The sequence below is a fragment of the Micromonospora sicca genome, assembly GCF_003172935.1.
GTDB classification, from domain to species: Bacteria; Actinomycetota; Actinomycetes; order Mycobacteriales; family Micromonosporaceae; genus Micromonospora; species Micromonospora sicca.
In genome coordinates this window covers 24,808-40,396 of record NZ_QGKS01000493.1, presented here as the reverse complement: position 1 = coordinate 40,396, position 15,589 = coordinate 24,808, and the positions used below count along the sequence as shown (strand labels likewise).

Sequence of the window (15,589 nt, the reverse complement as noted above, 5' to 3'; positions counted from 1 at the left end):
CGTATGCGCCACCATTTCCCTCGAATGTGACGACGTCGTACCACGACGCTCCGTTGGGTCGGATGCGCAGCCGGGCGGTCGGCGAGCCGCGAGCCGATGTGCCCGAGCTGGTGCTCGTCCAGGGCATGGGAGTGGCCGACTACCTCATGCCGGGCCTCGGCGCGCTCGGCGAGTGGACGCGTGCGCACCTCGTCGAACTACCCGGCTTTGCCGGCAGCGGTGAACCGCCGCACGAGCTCACCGTGGTGGAGTTCGGCGATGCCGTCGCGGACTGGCTCGCCGCCCAGCGACTCGGTCCGGTGGTACTCGCCGGCCATTCCAGCGGCACTCAGGTTGCCGCGCAGGCTGCCGTCGGCCACCCCGATGTGCGTGGTGTCGTCCTGGCCAGCCCCACCGTCGACCCCGTCGCTCGGAGCCCGCTCCGTCTGCTCATCCGCTGGCGACTGGACGGACGCCGGGAGCCACCCGGGCTGACCCAGTCACACCGCCCCGAGTGGAAGCGGGCAGGGCTTCGCCGCATGCTGCACCTGGCACGCGCACATCTCGACCACACGATCGAGGAACCCGTGACCCGCTTCAGGGTTCCCCTGCTCGTGATCCGCGGACGCGACGACATGATCAGCACTTCCCGGTGGGGCCGCCAGCTGGCTGCGCTACCGTCCACCGGCGAGTACGTCGAAGTCGCCGGCGCCCACACCTTCCCATGGCTGGATCCTAAGGCCTGGTCCGAACCGATGCGCCGCTTCGCGACCGGGCTCGGTTGATTGTCATCGGCCCGCTGAACCGTGAGCGGCGCCTTGCCGTCTTCTGGTATTGCGCCGGTGCGGTGGAAACAGGGGTTGACCTGGCGGGGGTGGGGTATCCGCGGCCCGTGCGGACAAGGGATCTCGTCGTTGTTGTCACCGGGGCGTCCAGCGGCATCGGCCGGGCCACCGCCCACGCCTTCGCCGATCACGGCAACGCCCTGGCCCTGGCGGCGCGGGGAGAGGCTGCGTTGGACGACGTTGTTCAGGAGTGCGTGGAGCGTGGCGGGCGGGCGATTGCGGTGCCCACGGACGTCAGCGACGCGCAGGCGGTGCGGGAGTTGGCCCAGCGAACTCTGCAGCGGTACGGGCGGATCGATGTATGGGTCAACAATGCTGCGGTGAGCGCTTTCGGGCGATTTCAGGACGTTTCGGAGGAAGACTTTCGGCGGGTTCTCGACGTGAACGTGATGGGCTATGTGCACGGGGCCCGTGCGGCACTGCCCGTGATGCGGGAACAGGGCCATGGCGTGCTGGTCGATGTGTCATCGGTTGTCGGGGTGGTCACGCAGCCGTACACCCACGCCTACACGATGTCGAAGTTCGCGGTCCGGGCGTTGAGTGGCAGCCTGCGGCAGGAACTGCAGGTGGAAGGCGCATCCGGAATCCACGTGTGCACGGTTCTGCCGGCGACGATCGACACGCCGATCTTCCAGCACGCCGCGAACTGCACGGGCCGGGCGGTCCGGGCCATGCCGCCGGTGTACCCGCCGGAGCGGGTCGCGCGGACCATCGTGAACCTTGTGCGGCGGCCCCGGCGGGAGGTGGCCGTCGGGACCGCGGCCCACGCCTTGCTGATGCAGTCCCGGCTGACTCCCGGCCTGGTCGAGCGGCTGATGGCCATCCAGGTCGACCGGCAGCACTTCATGCGCCGGCCCGCGCCGGCTACCGCCGGGAACCTGCACCGGCCAGCTCTGGAGTTCGAAGCAATCCACGGCGGCTGGGACAGCCGGCAACAGGCAGCCCGGCGCGTGGCGGGAGCCGCTGCCGCACTGCTGGTCGGGACGGCCGCAGCCGCGCTTCGCCGTTGGTGGCGATGAGTGGCAGGCCGAGCTCCGTGCCACGGCATGGGCGGATGTGCCTCACCAGACCGATCAGGAATCGAGAAGCGCCGGCCGCCGAGCCGCACCTAGCGTGACTGCCATGGACATCACCATTCACACCAGCTCCCTCCCGCACACCGACCCGGACGCCTCCCTGGCCTTCTACCGCGACACCCTCGGCTTCGAGGTCCGCAACGACGTCGGACAGGGCAAGATGCGCTGGATCACCGTCGGCCCCGCCGACCAGCCCGACACGTCCATCCTCCTGGCGCCGCCGGCCGCCGACCCCGGCGTCACCGACGACGAGCGCCGCACCATCGCCGAGATGATGGCCAAGGGCACCTACGGCTGGATCCTGCTGGCCACCCGCGACCTCGACGGCACCTTCGACAAGCTGCAGGCCGGCGACGCCGAGGTCGTCCAGGAGCCGACCGAGCAGCCGTACGGCATCCGCGACTGCGCCTTCCGCGACCCCGCCGGCAACCTGATCCGCATCCAGGAGCTGCGCTGAGCCGTCCGGTCATCGATTCGGCCATGATGGTCGGCGTCGCGACCAGCTGCGAAGAATCCGGCGGCCAGCGCTTCCAGGCCGCTGTCCTCGACCACACCCTCGGCGGCCGCACCATCGCAGAGGTGCTCGCGATGTCGGTCGCCGAGGCCGAGGCGTTCTTCGCCGAGGGCGAGGCGCGCATGCCGGCCGCCCACAAGGGCGATTGACATCCTCGCCGAGCCGACCACCGGTCTCCAGCCGGCCGGCGTCGAGCAGCTGCTCGGCCTGCTCGACCGGCTCGTCGACCCCGGCAAGTCGGTCATCGTCATCGAGCACCTCGCCGCCTGCTCGGCAGGTAGCCGAGGTGCTCGCGGACATCGATGGAAGGAGCTCTCTCTCATGTGTCACCCCTCGTGGGGGCGTGCACTCGCCGCGGCGCAGACCCTCAGCGACCTCGCGCGGCTGCGCCGTGTCCGGGACCGGATCGACCGGGAGTACGCGCAGCCGCTGAACGTCGAGGCGCTCGCCCGCGGCGCGCACATGTCGGCGGGGCACCTCAGCCGCCAGTTCCGGCTGGCCTACGGCGAGTCGCCGTACGCGTACCTGATGACGCGTCGCATCGAGCGCGCGACGGCGCTGCTGCGTCGTGGCGACCTCAGCGTCACCGAGGTCTGCTTCGCGGTCGGCTGCTCATCGCTGGGCACCTTCAGCACCCGCTTCACCGAGCTGGTCGGCATGCCGCCCAGCGCCTACCGGCGCCGCGCAACGGGCGCTGCGGCGGGGATGCCGCCGTGTGTGGCGAAACAGGTGACAAGACCGGTCAGGAATCGAGAAGCTCCGGTCGCCGAGCCGCAACTAGCGTGATGGCCATGGCATCCATCGAATCCGTCACCCTCGACGTGGCCGACCCCACGGCCGCCAACCGCTTCTACACCGCCGCTTTCGGTTTGGACACGCAGATACGCCTGCGGGCCTCGGAGGCACCGACGACCGGCTTCCGTGGGTTCACGCTGGCGCTCACGGTGTCCCAGCCGGCCACCGTCAACGGTCTCATCGGCGCTGCCCTGGACGCCGGCGCCACGGCGCTGAGGCCTGCCGCGAAGTCGCTCTGGGGCTACGGGGGTGTCGTGCAAGCCCCGGACGGCACGATCTGGAAGGTCGCGACCTCGGCGAAGAAGGACACCGGCCCGGCCACCCGGCAGATCGACGAGATCGTGCTCCTGCTGGGAGTCGCGGACGTGGCCGCGAGCAAGCGGTTCTACGTCGAGCGCGGCCTTGCCGTGGCGAAGAGCTTTGGCCGCATGTACGTCGAGTTCGCGGCTGGGTCGAGTCCCGTCAAGCTTGCGCTGTACAGGCGTCGTGCCCTTGCCAAGGACGTCGGCGTCGCTCCCGACGGCACTGGATCGCACCGGCTCACGATCGGCGGCGATGCCGGGCCTTTCACCGACCCGGACGGATTCGCCTGGGAGGCCGTATCGCTGGCACCCACGCCCTGACGGGTCACTGCTGCCTGCCCGACCTGGCCGCCGATCAAGAGACGGCTGCCGGGCGAACCGAGTGATGACCGCTGGAGCCCATCCCCTGGAGGAAGGGCTCTCCACAAGTGACTGGAGAGAGAGCATGACGGGCGCGCTGCCGCGTGGGCTTGAGGAGAGGGACGGGACCGCGTTCCTCATCTCGACGCCGCGCGACTCGGTTACCGGCCGCAACCTGCTGGCGGACGGCCGGGTGCGACTCAGCCTTGGGCCGACGCGCGACGTGGTCGTCATCGACGGCACGTCATGCAGTTGGCGCAGCAGCGTCGCTGCCTGACCAAGCTGGTCGTCGGTGAAGTGCTGCCACCGTTGAGAAACATGACCGGGCACGAACGACAACATGTCACGGCCGTGTCGGTCCCACCCAGGGGCTGAGGGCAGCCGTCGACTTGCTGAAGAGGGTGAAGGACTTCTCGCTTTGCGGCTGCATCCGTAGGCCCATGGGAGATCGTCCTCGGCCGACGGCATTGCCGTACGCGGCGCGCCGCCGCTTTGCGGGGAGGTTGTCCGTCCAGCGGACGATCAAGGGAAAGGGGGTACCCACTCCCTTCCACTCTCAACATATACCGCACCGGGGGCCTTGCGGCAAGACCCGGGTCGTGCCGCAGAATTGCCGGCCGAGGCCAGAACCTTCGGAAATGGGAGTCGCGAAATGCGTGTGTTGTTGTCGACGGTCGGGTCGCGCGGGGACGGGGTTGCATGCTGACGTGTGTGGTCTTCACCCAAGCAGAACTCGACTACCTGGCCACGCAGCGCATCGGGCGGCTGGCCACCGTCTCGCCTGACGGGCAGGTGCAGAACAACCCGACCAACTTCTTCGTCGATGCCGGCACTGGCACGATCGTCATCGGCGGCGGCGCGCTGGGCTCGTCGAAGAAGTTCCGGAACGTCCAGCAGGGCAGCACGGTCGCGTTCGTCGTGGACGACCTGGCGACGGTCGATCCGTGGGCGCCCCGAGGCATCGAGATCCGGGGCACGGCGGTGGCGCTGACGGACCACGAGCCGCCCCTGCCGTACCTGTCCCGGGAGATCATCAGGATCACCCCGACCAAGATCGTCTCGTGGGGGCTGGGCGGGCCGCGAGCGAGCCGTACGGTGTGAAATCTCGCTGGGACGTGGCTACCCAGGCCTGAGCGGGTGGGGACTGGCGACGTAGCACCCGCGGTGGAGCGGGCCTGCGCGGGCCGCTCGCAAGATGCTGTCGCGCCTGGACCGGTTGGGCGACGTGCCGGTCGTGGTCATGCTGCCGTCGCCGCACCACCCGCCGCACCCGCTGCCGGGCGCTGTCCACCCTCACCGGCGACGGGCGCCGCGCGCGGGAAGCGGCGGCGGCACCGCACTGAGTCGCGCGGGGCGCCTGGCCCGTCGGCCACGGGTCAGGCGCCGCGCGGGGCGTACATGATGACGGCCACGCCGCACCGACCACCCCTGGCTGGCGGCGGACCCGATCCTGGGCCCAGGGCAGAAGCCGACGGACCTCGACGTCGTGCAGACCGGCGCGGATCCTGCCGGACGAACGCCCACTCCCGGCCGAGTTGGTGGGGTTCCTGGACGCCGGCACACCACCGGTGTACGTGGACTTCGGCAGCATGCCCAGCGCGCCCCGACTGACGTCGCCCGGGTGCCATCGAGGCGATCCGTGCGCAGGGGCGCCGCGCACTCGTCTCCCACTGCAAGCGACCTCAGATCGGAGCTGATGACGTGAACCCCCTGACCAGCAGCGTGTTTGACCTTCCCGACCCCCTTTCCCCCAAGGCCGACCCGACGCTGATCGCCCGCGACGAGCGGCACTTCGCGGCCCTCGCGGAGAGCCTCGAGCAGTTGTTCGCCGACCTGTCCGACCGCCTCGATGCCGCGCGCAAGGCGCCCGGCGGCAAAGGCCGGCAGGCGGTGGACCGGGACATGGAGATCCGCCGGCTGACCGCTCGCCTGCGCGCACTGCGTCGCTTCGGTTTGGACCTGTGCATCGGACGCATGGTCAGCGCGGACAACCCCGAGCCCGTGTACGTCGGACGACGGGGCCTCACGGACAGCGCGGGTCGTCGGCTGTTGCTCGACTGGCGCTCCCCCGCGGCTGAGCCGTTCTTCGGAGCGACCCACGCCAACCCGATGGGTCTGGCGAGCCGCCGCAGGTATCGCTGGACCCGCGGCCGGATCACCGACTACTGGGACGAGGTGTTCACCGCGGACGGGTTTGAAGGGCACGCCGCGCTCGACGACCAGTCCGCCTTCATCGCCAGCCTGGGCGGCAGCCGGTCGGCCCGGATGCGGGACGTGCTCAGCACGATCCAGGCCGACCAGGACGCCATCATCCGGGCGGAATCACGCGGCGCTCTCGTCGTCGACGGCGGTCCGGGTACGGGGAAGACCGTCGTCGCTCTGCACCGCACCGCCTACCTCCTCTACGCCGACCCTCGCCTCGGTCACCGCCGGGGCGGCGTGCTGTTCGTCGGTCCGCACCAGCCCTACCTGGCCTACGTCGCCGACGTCCTCCCCAGCCTCGGCGAGGAGGACGTGCAGACCTGCACCTTGCGGGACCTCGTGCCCGAGGGTGCCGCGGCAACCATCGAGATCGACCCGGACGTGGCGCTCCTGAAGTCGTCCGCGGACCTGGTGAAGGCGATCGAGGCGGCCGTCAGGTTCTACGAGGAGCCGCCGGCCAAACCGATGACGGTCACGACCGGCGAGTCCGACATCTGGCTGAGCGCCGACGATTGGGTCGAGGCGTTCGAGGCGGCGGGGCCCGGTACTCCGCACAACGAGGCGCGTGACGAGATCTGGGAAGAGCTGCTCACGATCCTGATGGAGAAGTACGACGGCGATGAGCCGGATGACCTGGTCCGCAGGTCGCTGCTGCAGAACAGGGAACTGCGCACGACCTTCAACCGCGCCTGGCCGCTGCTCCAAGCGACCGACCTCGTCGGAGACCTGTGGTCGGTGCCCGCCTACCTGCGCAAGTGCGCTCCCTGGCTCAGCCCCGATGAAATTCGGCAGCTCCAGCGCGGCAACGCCCAGGCCTGGACGGTGTCCGACCTGCCGCTCCTCGACGCGGCACGGCAGCGGCTCGGCGATCCGGAGGCGTCAGGGCGTAAGCGTCGGCATGAAGCCATTGTCGCCGTCGAACGCGCGCGCATGGCTACGGTCGTCGACGACCTGATCGAGGCCGACGCCTATGACGACGGGGAAGGTTTGCTGACGATGCTGCGCCAACAGGACCTGCGGGACGCCCTGGTCGACGAGACCGCACTGCCCAGCACCGACCGGGACCGGCTCGCCGGCCCGTTCGCGCACATCGTCGTGGACGAGGCTCAGGAACTGACCGACGCGGAGTGGCAGATGTTGTTGCTCCGCTGCCCGTCCCGGAGCTTCACCATCGTCGGGGACCGCGCCCAGGCCCGGCACGGGTTCACGGAGTCGTGGCAGGAACGGCTCGAGCGGATCGGGCTCGACCGGATCAACCTGGCCTCTCTGAGCATCAACTACCGGACGCCGAAAGAGGTCATGGCGGAAGCCGAGCCGGTCATCCGGGCCGTGCTCCCCGACGCCAACGTGCCGACCTCCATCCGCAGCGGCGACGTCCCCGTCGTACACGGATCTGCTTCTGATCTGAGCTCGATCCTCGACACCTGGCTCGCCGCGCACGCCGACGGGATCGCCTGCGTCATCGGCGATCCCACGTTCCGGGCGACGTCCCGCGTCCGGTCGCTGACCCCGGAGCTGTCGAAGGGGCTGGAGTTCGACCTGGTCGTCCTCATCGACCCGGAGGCATTCGGCAACGGCATCGAAGGAGCGGTCGACCGCTATGTCGCGATGACCCGAGCGACCCAGCAACTCGTCATCCTCACGAGCTCCTGACAACCTGATCGCCCGCTTGCACGGCCTGATCGACGCCGAGTCCGTCGCTCGCCTGCGCCTGGCCCTGCGCGACCGCCCGGTGCTGCAGGGGTACGAAGTACGCGGATATGCGCGGGACGCCGCTGGCGATCTGGCGATGTTCGCCCCACGGAATCGCCTGCCCCGATGGCTGCCCCGGTTTACGGGGCCGCGTCGACCCGTGCGATGGCCAGGTCGGCGCAGACGTACAAACCGATGAGGCGTTGCGAGCCAGGGCGTCCGGTGAGGCCGTTGGGGAGGTCCGCTTCCTCGCATTCAATGCGTACCTGGCCGCGGGCATGGGACGGGCTGGCTGTTGCGGTGATCGGCTCTGGGTGCACGTTCATACCGATGACAGCGCTGTCTGAGCAAACCAGTAGCGGCGGCGGGGGTTGATCGTCAGGATCAGGCCCGTGCTGTCTGATCTGTGGCCCCAGTACGGCCTCACCATCTTCACGCCACGACTGGAGCTTCGCCTGCCCGGTGAGGAGGAACTGGCGGAGCTTGCTCACCTCGCAGGCAGGGGCGTGCACCGCGCGAACGAGCACCCGTTCCTGACGCCTTGGACCGACGGCAGCCCTGAGGATCGGGCGCGGTTCGTGCTGCAGGGACACTGGGGCCAGCTTGGAGGCTGGAGCGTGGCAGCGTGGCGGCTGGGGCTTGGGGTCTTCCGTCACGGAGAGCCGCTTGGCGTGGTCACATTGCGAGGGCGCGACTTCCCGGTTGTTCGGGAGGTCACGACATCCGCGTGGCTGGGAATAGAACACCAGGGCCAGGGCTACGGAACCGAGGCTCGGGTCGGCCTGCTGGCGCTAGCCTTCGACCACCTCGACGCACGTGCCGCGCTCACCGAGGTGTTCCAGGACAACCGTGCCTCTCAGGGCGTGTCTCGCAAGCTCGGCTATGAGTACGACGGCATCTCGGTTGACGCCCGCGGCGACGAGGCCGTCGTATCCGACCGCCTACGGCTTACCCGGGAGAGATGGATTCAGGAGAAGCGGCCCGCGGTGAGGGTGGACGGGATGGCGGCTTGTCGGCCGATGTTTGGCCTCTGACAGTATCGCTCATGCCGCTGACCGCGCCGAGTTGAGGCATCTGAGCCCAAGTCCTGAAGCCACCCTTTCTCCAGGTCCTGGACCCTTGAGTCCGCACGCCGGTTACTGTGCGAAGTAGCAGCGGCCCTGAAGGGCTCAGCCACATCTCGAAAGGCCGCCCTCGCCGAGGACGCCCTGCCGGACACGTTCGGCCATCGAACTGACCGTCGTCGTCATCGGCCCTGCCTCTCCCGTCGCCGTCCCGGAGACCCAGTCTCGCCCCGGGCCGGTGGCCGCAAGCTCCGAGCGGCGGATCGGCCGGTTACCGTTGCCGGTGTGCGGGCGGAGGCGGGCAAGACGATCGGTTTCTCGGTGCTCGGCTCGATCAGGGTCGTCCGCGCTGGCGCCGAGCTGCATCTGGGCGCCCGCCAGCAGCGCCTGGTGCTCGCGTTGCTGCTGGCCCGGGCCGGTTCACCGGTCTCCCTGGCCGAGCTGGTCGACCTGCTCTGGGACGAGGAGGCCCCGGCCAGCGCCGCGAACGTCGTGCACCGACACGTCGGGGTGCTCCGGCGGTTGCTCGAGCCCGGCCTGCCCACCCGGTCGGCGGGCCGGCACATCCTCCGGGAGCTCTCCGGCTATCGGCTGCGCGCCGACGAGGAGTCCCTTGACCTGCTGAAGTTCCGGTCGCTGAGCCGGCTGGCGGGCCGGAGCCTGCAGGACGGCGACCCGGAGTCGGCGCTGCGGCATTCCCTCGACGGGCTGCGGCTGTGGCGCGGCCGGTGCGCCGCGGGCCTGGAACCGGCCTCCCGCCTGCATCCCGCGTTCCTCGCCGTGGAGGCCGAACGCGCCCAGGCCGTGCGCGAGGCCGCCGACGCCGCCGAGCGCTGCGGCCGGCTGAGCGCGGTGCTGGCGCCGTTGCGGCTGGCCGCCGAGCAGCACCCGCTCGACGAGTCGCTGCAGAGCCGGTTGCTGCTGGCGCTCGCCGCCGACGGTCGCCAGGCGGAAGCCGTCGAGATGTACCGGGTGGTGCGCCGCCGGCTCGCCGACGAGCTGGGCATCGATCCGGGCGAGGAGCTGCGGGAGGCGTACGACCGGCTGCTGCACCAGCGCACCCAGCCGGCGCGTACCGAGTCGCCGTCGCCGTTCCCCCGGCCCGCGCAGCTGCCGCCGGACCTGCCCTTCTTCAGCGGCCGGGACGACCTCATCGCCGAGGCCCGCGCGGCGGTCGCGCGCCCGGGCGGGCCGGCGGTGCTCGCGATCGACGGCATGCCCGGGATCGGCAAGACCGCCCTCGCCGTCCACCTCGCCCACGAGTTCGTCGCCGGCTACCCGGACGGGCAGCTGTATGTCGACCTGCGCGGATACGACGGGCGGGAGCCGGCGATGAGCCCGGCCGAGGCGCTGCGCGGCTTCCTCGGCTCACTTGGGGTGCCCCAGGAGGGCATTCCCGCCGAGCTGCACGCCCAGGCGGGCATGTACCGCAGCAGCCTTGCCGGCCGGCGCCTGCTGATCGTGCTCGACAACTGCCGGGACGCCGAGCAGATCCGGCACCTGCTGCCGGGCAGCCCCGGCTGTCTGGTGATCGTCACCAGCCGCAGCCGGCTCAGTACCCTGCTGACCACGGCCGGCGCCCACCCGTTGCCGGTCGGCCTGCCGAGCGTCGACGAGGCCCGCGCGGCGCTCCTGCGGCCGCTCGGCGCCGGCCGCGTCGCGGCGGACCCGGCCGCGATCGACGCCATCATCGCCAGCTGCGGGCGGCTGCCGCTCGCGCTGGCCGTGGTGGCCGCCCGCGCGGCGAGCCTGCCGCGGACGCCACCGGCGCAGATCGCCGCCGAGCTGGCCCAAGCGCCCGGGAGCCTGGACGGCTTCGACGGCGACGACCCGCAGACCGGCCTGCGTGCCGTCTTCTCCTGGTCCTACCAGGCACTCTCCGCCCCGGCCGCCCGGCTCTTCCGGCTGCTGCCGATCCATCCCGGCCCCGACATCTCGATCGCCGGGGCGGCGGGCCTGGCCGGCGTCCCGCTGCGGAGCGGGCGGGCGCTGATCGGCGAGCTGAGCCGCGCGCACCTGATCAGCGAGGACCTGCCGGGCCGCTACCGCACCCACGACCTGCTGCTGGCCTATGCCACGGAGCTCGGCGAGGAGAACGACAGCCCGGCCGAGCGTGCCGCCGCGGAGCTGCGCTGCCTGCACTTCTACCGGGCCACCGGCTATCAGGCGCACCAGCGGCTGCTGGCCTCCGAGTACCACCCGATGATCGAGCCGGGGCCGGGCGAGACCCCGCTGCGCTTCGCCGGCCACGGCGACGCCATGCGCTGGTTCACCGCCGAGCGGCAGGTCCTGATCGCGCTGGTCGGCCGCGCCGCCCGGCAGGGCCGGCACACCGAGGCCTGGCAGCTCGCCCTGGGCATGCAGCACTTCTTCGAACGCAGCGGCCGGTGGGCCGACTGGACGACGACCGGCGAGGTGGCCCTCGAGGCCGCCCGGGCGGGCGGCGACCTGGTCGGGCAGGCCCGGATGCACCGCAGCCTGGCCGGGGCGGCCTACTTCCGGCACGAGCACGAGACCGCGGTCGGGCATCTCGACCAGGCGGTCGAGCTGCTCGCCCGGCTCGGCCTGTACGACGAGATGACCCGGGCCGGGATCAACCGGGCGATGATTCTGAGCGCCCAGGGGCGACACGAGGAGGTCGTCCGGGCGCTTTCCGCGGCGCTGGGGCCATGGGCGGCCGGAGACGACAAGCTGCTCGCGGACGTCCTGGTGATCATGGCCGCGAGCTACGCCGAACTGGGCCGGGCGGAAGAGGCCGTGCGCTGCGCCGAGCAGGCGATGGCGCTGTCGCGCGGAGCGCAGTACAGGCTCGGCATCGCCGAGGCGTGGGAGGTGCTCGGCCAGGTGCATTCCGCCCGCCGGGAGCCCGGCAAGGCGGTCGACTGCTGGCGCGAGGCGGCCGTCGCCTACCAGGAGGCCTCGGCGTCGGCGCCGGCCGCGGAGGTGCTGGCGCTGCTCGGCGACGCCCTCGCCGCCGGCGGCGACCAGGACGCCGCGGTGCGGGCGTGGCAGGAGGCGCTGGCTTTGATCCCGTACGCGCAGACCCGGACCGGCCGGCGGCTGGCCGGCCTGCTCGCGGCGGTCACGTCGCGTCCGTGACCGATTGCGATCCGCGACGGCACTCGATCCGCACTTAGGCGTCAGTCCATTCGCATCGACCGTCCCTAGGCTCGTGCCTCATTCACCGTTGCTCCTGCCTGTGGGGGAGATATCGTGCTGCGGGCGCCCGACGAATCACCGGCCGGCCGGGCCGAGCGCATGACCGCGCTGCATGCGGACCACTCCCGAGCCGTGCTGCGTCTCCTGCTCGTGCTGACCGGCGGCCAGCGGCAGACCGCCGAGGATCTGCTCCAGGAGACGATGCTGCGGGCCTGGCGGCACCTCGACTCGGTGCCGGCCGAGCCCGATGCCGCCCGCCGGTGGCTCTGCACCGTCGCCCGGCGGCTCGTCATCGACGGCGTCCGGCTGCGGCGGGGCCGCCCGGCCGAGGTCCATCTCGTCGACATGACCTGGATTCCCGCTGGTGACGACACCACCGGCACCGCGCTGGCGACGCACGCCATCCGGCACGCGCTCGGCCGGCTGAGCCCGGCGCAGCGCAGTCTGCTCTCCGAGGTCTACCTGGTCGGGCGGTCACCGGAAGAGGTCGCGGGCCGGCTGGGAGTGCCGATCGGCACGGTGAAGTCCCGGACCCACTATGCGCTGCGCGCCCTGCGCACCGGCCTCGAGGCGGCCTGAGCAGGGACGGCCGGCCGGCGATCCGGCCGCTGAGTCGAAGCTCACATTGCCGCATCGTGCGCCCAATTCGCGGCGCGCGCCCTGCCATGCTATGGCGATTGTGGCAAGCAGCCCTAGTTGGATCGCATCAAGATGACCAGCCCGCTCTCTTTCGCCGTTCTCGGCCCGGTGCGGGCCTGGCGCGGCCAGTCCGAAATCGATCTGGGCACCCGGCAGCAGCGGCTGATCCTGGCGTTGCTGCTCGCCCGGGCCGGCGGCGCGGTCAGCGTCGCCGAGCTCGTCGACCTGCTCTGGGAGTCCGACCCTCCATCCAGCGCGGTAAATGTGGTGCACCGGCACGTCGGGATGCTCCGGCGGCGCTTCGAGCCGGGCCTGCCGACGCGGGCAGCGGGCTCGGTGCTGATCCGCGACGGCGCCGAATACCGGCTGCGGATCGACGGGGAGTCGCTCGACCTGCTGCGCTTCCGGCGCCTGGTCGCCCAGGCCGCTGGCAGCTCCGGCGAGCCGGCCGTCGAGCTCTACCGGGAGGCGCTGGCGCTGTGGCGCGACCGGTGCGCCTCGGGCCTGCAGGCCGGCGGTCGGCCCCACCCGGAGTTCGTCGCCGTCGACGGCGAGCGGTTCGCGGCTGTCCGGGCGGCGACCGACGCCGCCCTGGGGGCCGGTTGCGTCCAGGCGGTGCTGCCCGCGATCCGGCTGGCCGCCGAATACGAGCCGCTGGACGAGGCACTGCAGGCCCGGCTGCTGCTCGCGCTCGCCGCCGACGGCCGGCGGGCCGAGGCCCTCGCGGCTTACGCCGACATCGAGCACCGGCTCGCCGACGAGCTCGGCATCCAGCCGGGCAGCGAACTGCGCGCGGCCCGGGACAGCCTGCTCGACCACGACGCCCCGGCCGCCGGCTCCAGGTCGCGGCGCGGCGTCAGACCGGCCTTCATTCGGCCCGGAGCGCCGCCTAGCGGCGCGGAGGCCGAATTATGGCCGCCAGCCGAGCTGGAGTTGTCGCAGCCGACCTGGGCCGAGCGGCCGGCGCAGTTGCCGGCCGACCACCCCTACTTCACCGGCCGCCGCGGCGTCGTGGCCGCCGCGGCGGCGCTGCTCGCCGGTGACCAGCGGACCACCGCGCTCGTCATCGACGGAATGCCCGGCGTCGGCAAGACCACCCTCGCGGTGCACCTGGCCCACCAGCTGGCCGCTCGCTATCCCGATGGTCAGTTGCACGCGGACCTGCGCGGTTTCGACTCCGGCGACTCGGTGATGACACCGGCGGAGGCCCTGCGCGGCTTCCTGTGGTCCCTCGGGGTCGCGCCGGCCGCCATCCCGGCCGAGCTGCACGCCCAGGCCGGCCTCTACCGCAGCATCCTGGCCGAGCGCCGGATGCTGATCCTGCTCGACAACTGCCGCGACTGGGACCAGATCCGGCACCTGCTGCCGGGCACCGGCGGCAGTCTCGTCATCGCCACCAGCCGCCGCCGGATCACCGGCGTGAGCGGCCCGGCGGGTGCCCACCCGCTGCACCTCGACCTGCTGACCGACGCCGAGGCCCGCGAGCTGCTCACCCGCCGGCTGGGCGACGCGGCGACCGCCGCCCCGGCCGCCGTCGACGAGATCATCGCTCGGTGCGGCCGGCTGCCGCTGGCCCTGGCGCTGGTCGCCACCCGCAGCGTCGGCCGGCCCGGGCTCAGCCTGCCCGCGGTCGCCGGCGAGCTGGCCGAGGCCGACGGCCGGCTGGCCGGCTTCGGGGACGCACACGCCGATCTGGAGGCGATCTTCTCCTGGTCCTACCGGGCACTGACTCCCGAGGCAGCCCGGCTCTTCCGGCTGCTGCCCCTGCACCCGGCCCGGGAGCTGAGCACGGAAGCGGCGGCTGCCCTGGGCGGCCTGTCCCTGCGCTCCGCCCGCGGCCTGCTCGCCGAGCTCGGGGCGCAGCTGCTGGTCCAGCCCGGCGACGGACGGTGGCGGATGCATGATCTGCTGCGCGCCTATGCCGTGGAGCTCGGGGAGGAGCACGACGACGCGGCCGAGCGGGACGCTGCCATCGAGCGGGTCTACGACTATTACCAGCTCAGTGCGTACGCGGCACATCTGCCCTTGCTGCCGCAGGTGCCGCTGCCGGAGCCGGAGCCGTCCGAGCGCGGGGTCACCGGGCGCGGCTTCACCGGCCGGGCCGACGCGATGGCCTGGTTCGCCGCCGAGCAGCGGGTGCTGACCGACATCGTCGCGCGGGCCACGGAGCGCGGCCGGCCTCGCACGGCCTGGCAGATCGCGTTGGCCCTGCAGAACTTCTTCCAGGACACCGCGCAGTTCAAGCAGTGGGCGGCAACGGCGAGCACCGGCCTCGCCGCGACCGGGGACGACCCCGCCGCCCAGGCTCTGCTGCACCGCAGCCTCGCCGGCGCCTGCTACTTCCTGGCGGATCTGGACCGCGGGCTGTCACACCTGCAGCACGCCCGGGCGCTTTTCGACCGGCTCGGCCGGCGCACCGAGCAGGGCCACGTGGAGAACAACATCGCCGAGATCCGGCTGGACCAGAGGCGCTACCACGAGGCGATCCGGCATGCCGAGGCCGCGCGGGCGCTCTTTCGCGCCGAGGGCAATGTGCGGGGCGCCACCAACGCCCTGCTGGCCATCGCGCGGGCACAGGGCTGGCTCGGCCGGCAGGCCGAGGCGCTGGGCATGTTCGTCGAGGCGTGGCGGCAGTTCGAGGCCCTCGGCGACCTGCACGGGGTGGGCACCACCCAGGCCTGGCTGGCGCACACGTACTCGATGATCGACGACCTGCCGCACGCGATGGCGACCTGGCAGCAGGCGATCGACACGTTCCGCGCCGCCCGGGCCACCCACCACACCGCGGAGGTGCTGGTCTCCATCGGCGACTTCCACTCCGCCAATGGCGACCCGGCCCTGGCCGGGCAGGCGTGGAGCGAGGCCCTCGCCGAGCTCGACGGGACGGACTCGCCGATGGCCCGGCGGATCCGCGACCGGCTGCTCTGGCACCGGTGACCCGGACGCGGCGCCGGTCGGCGCC

General features: G+C 71.9%; 12 protein-coding genes and 1 pseudogene. All 13 read left to right on the top strand.

Annotated features, from left to right (window positions below):
• Positions 1-62 precede the first annotated feature (62 nt).
• The 13 genes and pseudogenes from DKT69_RS35610 (at position 63) to DKT69_RS35540 (ending at position 15,564) form a co-directional block, all read left to right on the top strand.
• Positions 63-764: an alpha/beta fold hydrolase gene (locus tag DKT69_RS35610; protein WP_109805752.1), complete on the top strand. Its 702-nt coding sequence runs from the start codon at positions 63-65 to the stop codon at positions 762-764.
• Positions 761-1,843, top strand: coding sequence for an SDR family oxidoreductase (locus DKT69_RS35605; RefSeq protein WP_201750027.1), 1,083 nt, complete (start codon positions 761-763; stop codon positions 1,841-1,843). The genes DKT69_RS35610 and DKT69_RS35605 overlap by 4 nt, the downstream gene beginning before the upstream one ends.
• A gap of 103 nt (positions 1,844-1,946) precedes the next feature.
• Entirely contained in the window at positions 1,947-2,357 is a 411-nt protein-coding gene (locus DKT69_RS35600) for a VOC family protein (protein ID WP_109805750.1), read from the top strand.
• A gap of 23 nt (positions 2,358-2,380) precedes the next feature.
• A pseudogene (locus DKT69_RS35595) lies at positions 2,381-2,690 on the top strand (excinuclease ABC subunit UvrA); the annotation flags it as partial.
• Positions 2,691-2,735: 45 nt separating this feature from the next.
• On the top strand, positions 2,736-3,200 hold the full coding sequence (locus DKT69_RS35590) for a helix-turn-helix transcriptional regulator (RefSeq protein WP_109805791.1): 465 nt from the start codon (positions 2,736-2,738) through the stop codon (positions 3,198-3,200).
• A 5-nt stretch (positions 3,201-3,205) separates the two neighbouring features.
• The gene (locus tag DKT69_RS35585) at positions 3,206-3,832 is read left to right on the top strand and encodes a VOC family protein (protein WP_109805790.1); all 627 of its coding nucleotides are present in this window, start codon (positions 3,206-3,208) and stop codon (positions 3,830-3,832) included.
• Positions 3,833-3,956: 124 nt separating this feature from the next.
• Entirely contained in the window at positions 3,957-4,148 is a 192-nt protein-coding gene (locus DKT69_RS35580) for a hypothetical protein (protein ID WP_201750026.1), read from the top strand.
• A 422-nt stretch (positions 4,149-4,570) separates the two neighbouring features.
• Positions 4,571-4,972 (top strand): PPOX class F420-dependent oxidoreductase, encoded by a 402-nt coding sequence (locus tag DKT69_RS35575; RefSeq protein WP_109805749.1) that lies wholly within the window; start codon positions 4,571-4,573, stop codon positions 4,970-4,972.
• Between the two features lie 609 nt (positions 4,973-5,581).
• The gene (helR, locus tag DKT69_RS35565) at positions 5,582-7,726 is read left to right on the top strand and encodes an RNA polymerase recycling motor ATPase HelR (protein ID WP_201750032.1); all 2,145 of its coding nucleotides are present in this window, start codon (positions 5,582-5,584) and stop codon (positions 7,724-7,726) included.
• A gap of 431 nt (positions 7,727-8,157) precedes the next feature.
• Positions 8,158-8,799: a GNAT family N-acetyltransferase gene (locus DKT69_RS35555; RefSeq protein WP_109805747.1), complete on the top strand. Its 642-nt coding sequence runs from the start codon at positions 8,158-8,160 to the stop codon at positions 8,797-8,799.
• 315 nt (positions 8,800-9,114) lie between these two features.
• A complete protein-coding gene (locus tag DKT69_RS35550) occupies positions 9,115-11,928 on the top strand; it encodes an AfsR/SARP family transcriptional regulator (RefSeq protein WP_109805746.1) in 2,814 nt (937 codons plus the stop codon).
• Between the two features lie 114 nt (positions 11,929-12,042).
• Positions 12,043-12,567, top strand: coding sequence for a sigma-70 family RNA polymerase sigma factor (locus DKT69_RS35545; protein ID WP_201750025.1), 525 nt, complete (start codon positions 12,043-12,045; stop codon positions 12,565-12,567).
• Positions 12,568-12,684: 117 nt separating this feature from the next.
• Positions 12,685-15,564, top strand: coding sequence for an AfsR/SARP family transcriptional regulator (locus tag DKT69_RS35540; RefSeq protein ID WP_146231306.1), 2,880 nt, complete (start codon positions 12,685-12,687; stop codon positions 15,562-15,564).
• Positions 15,565-15,589 lie beyond the last annotated feature (25 nt).

Coding starts and splice junctions, on each gene's coding strand:
- DKT69_RS35610 (WP_109805752.1), top strand. CDS start 63: ATGCGCAGCCGGGCGGTCGGCGAGCCGCGAGCCGATGTGCCCGAGCTG.
- DKT69_RS35600 (WP_109805750.1), top strand. CDS start 1,947: ATGGACATCACCATTCACACCAGCTCCCTCCCGCACACCGACCCGGAC.
- DKT69_RS35590 (WP_109805791.1), top strand. CDS start 2,736: ATGTGTCACCCCTCGTGGGGGCGTGCACTCGCCGCGGCGCAGACCCTC.
- DKT69_RS35585 (WP_109805790.1), top strand. CDS start 3,206: ATGGCATCCATCGAATCCGTCACCCTCGACGTGGCCGACCCCACGGCC.
- DKT69_RS35580 (WP_201750026.1), top strand. CDS start 3,957: ATGACGGGCGCGCTGCCGCGTGGGCTTGAGGAGAGGGACGGGACCGCG.
- DKT69_RS35575 (WP_109805749.1), top strand. CDS start 4,571: ATGCTGACGTGTGTGGTCTTCACCCAAGCAGAACTCGACTACCTGGCC.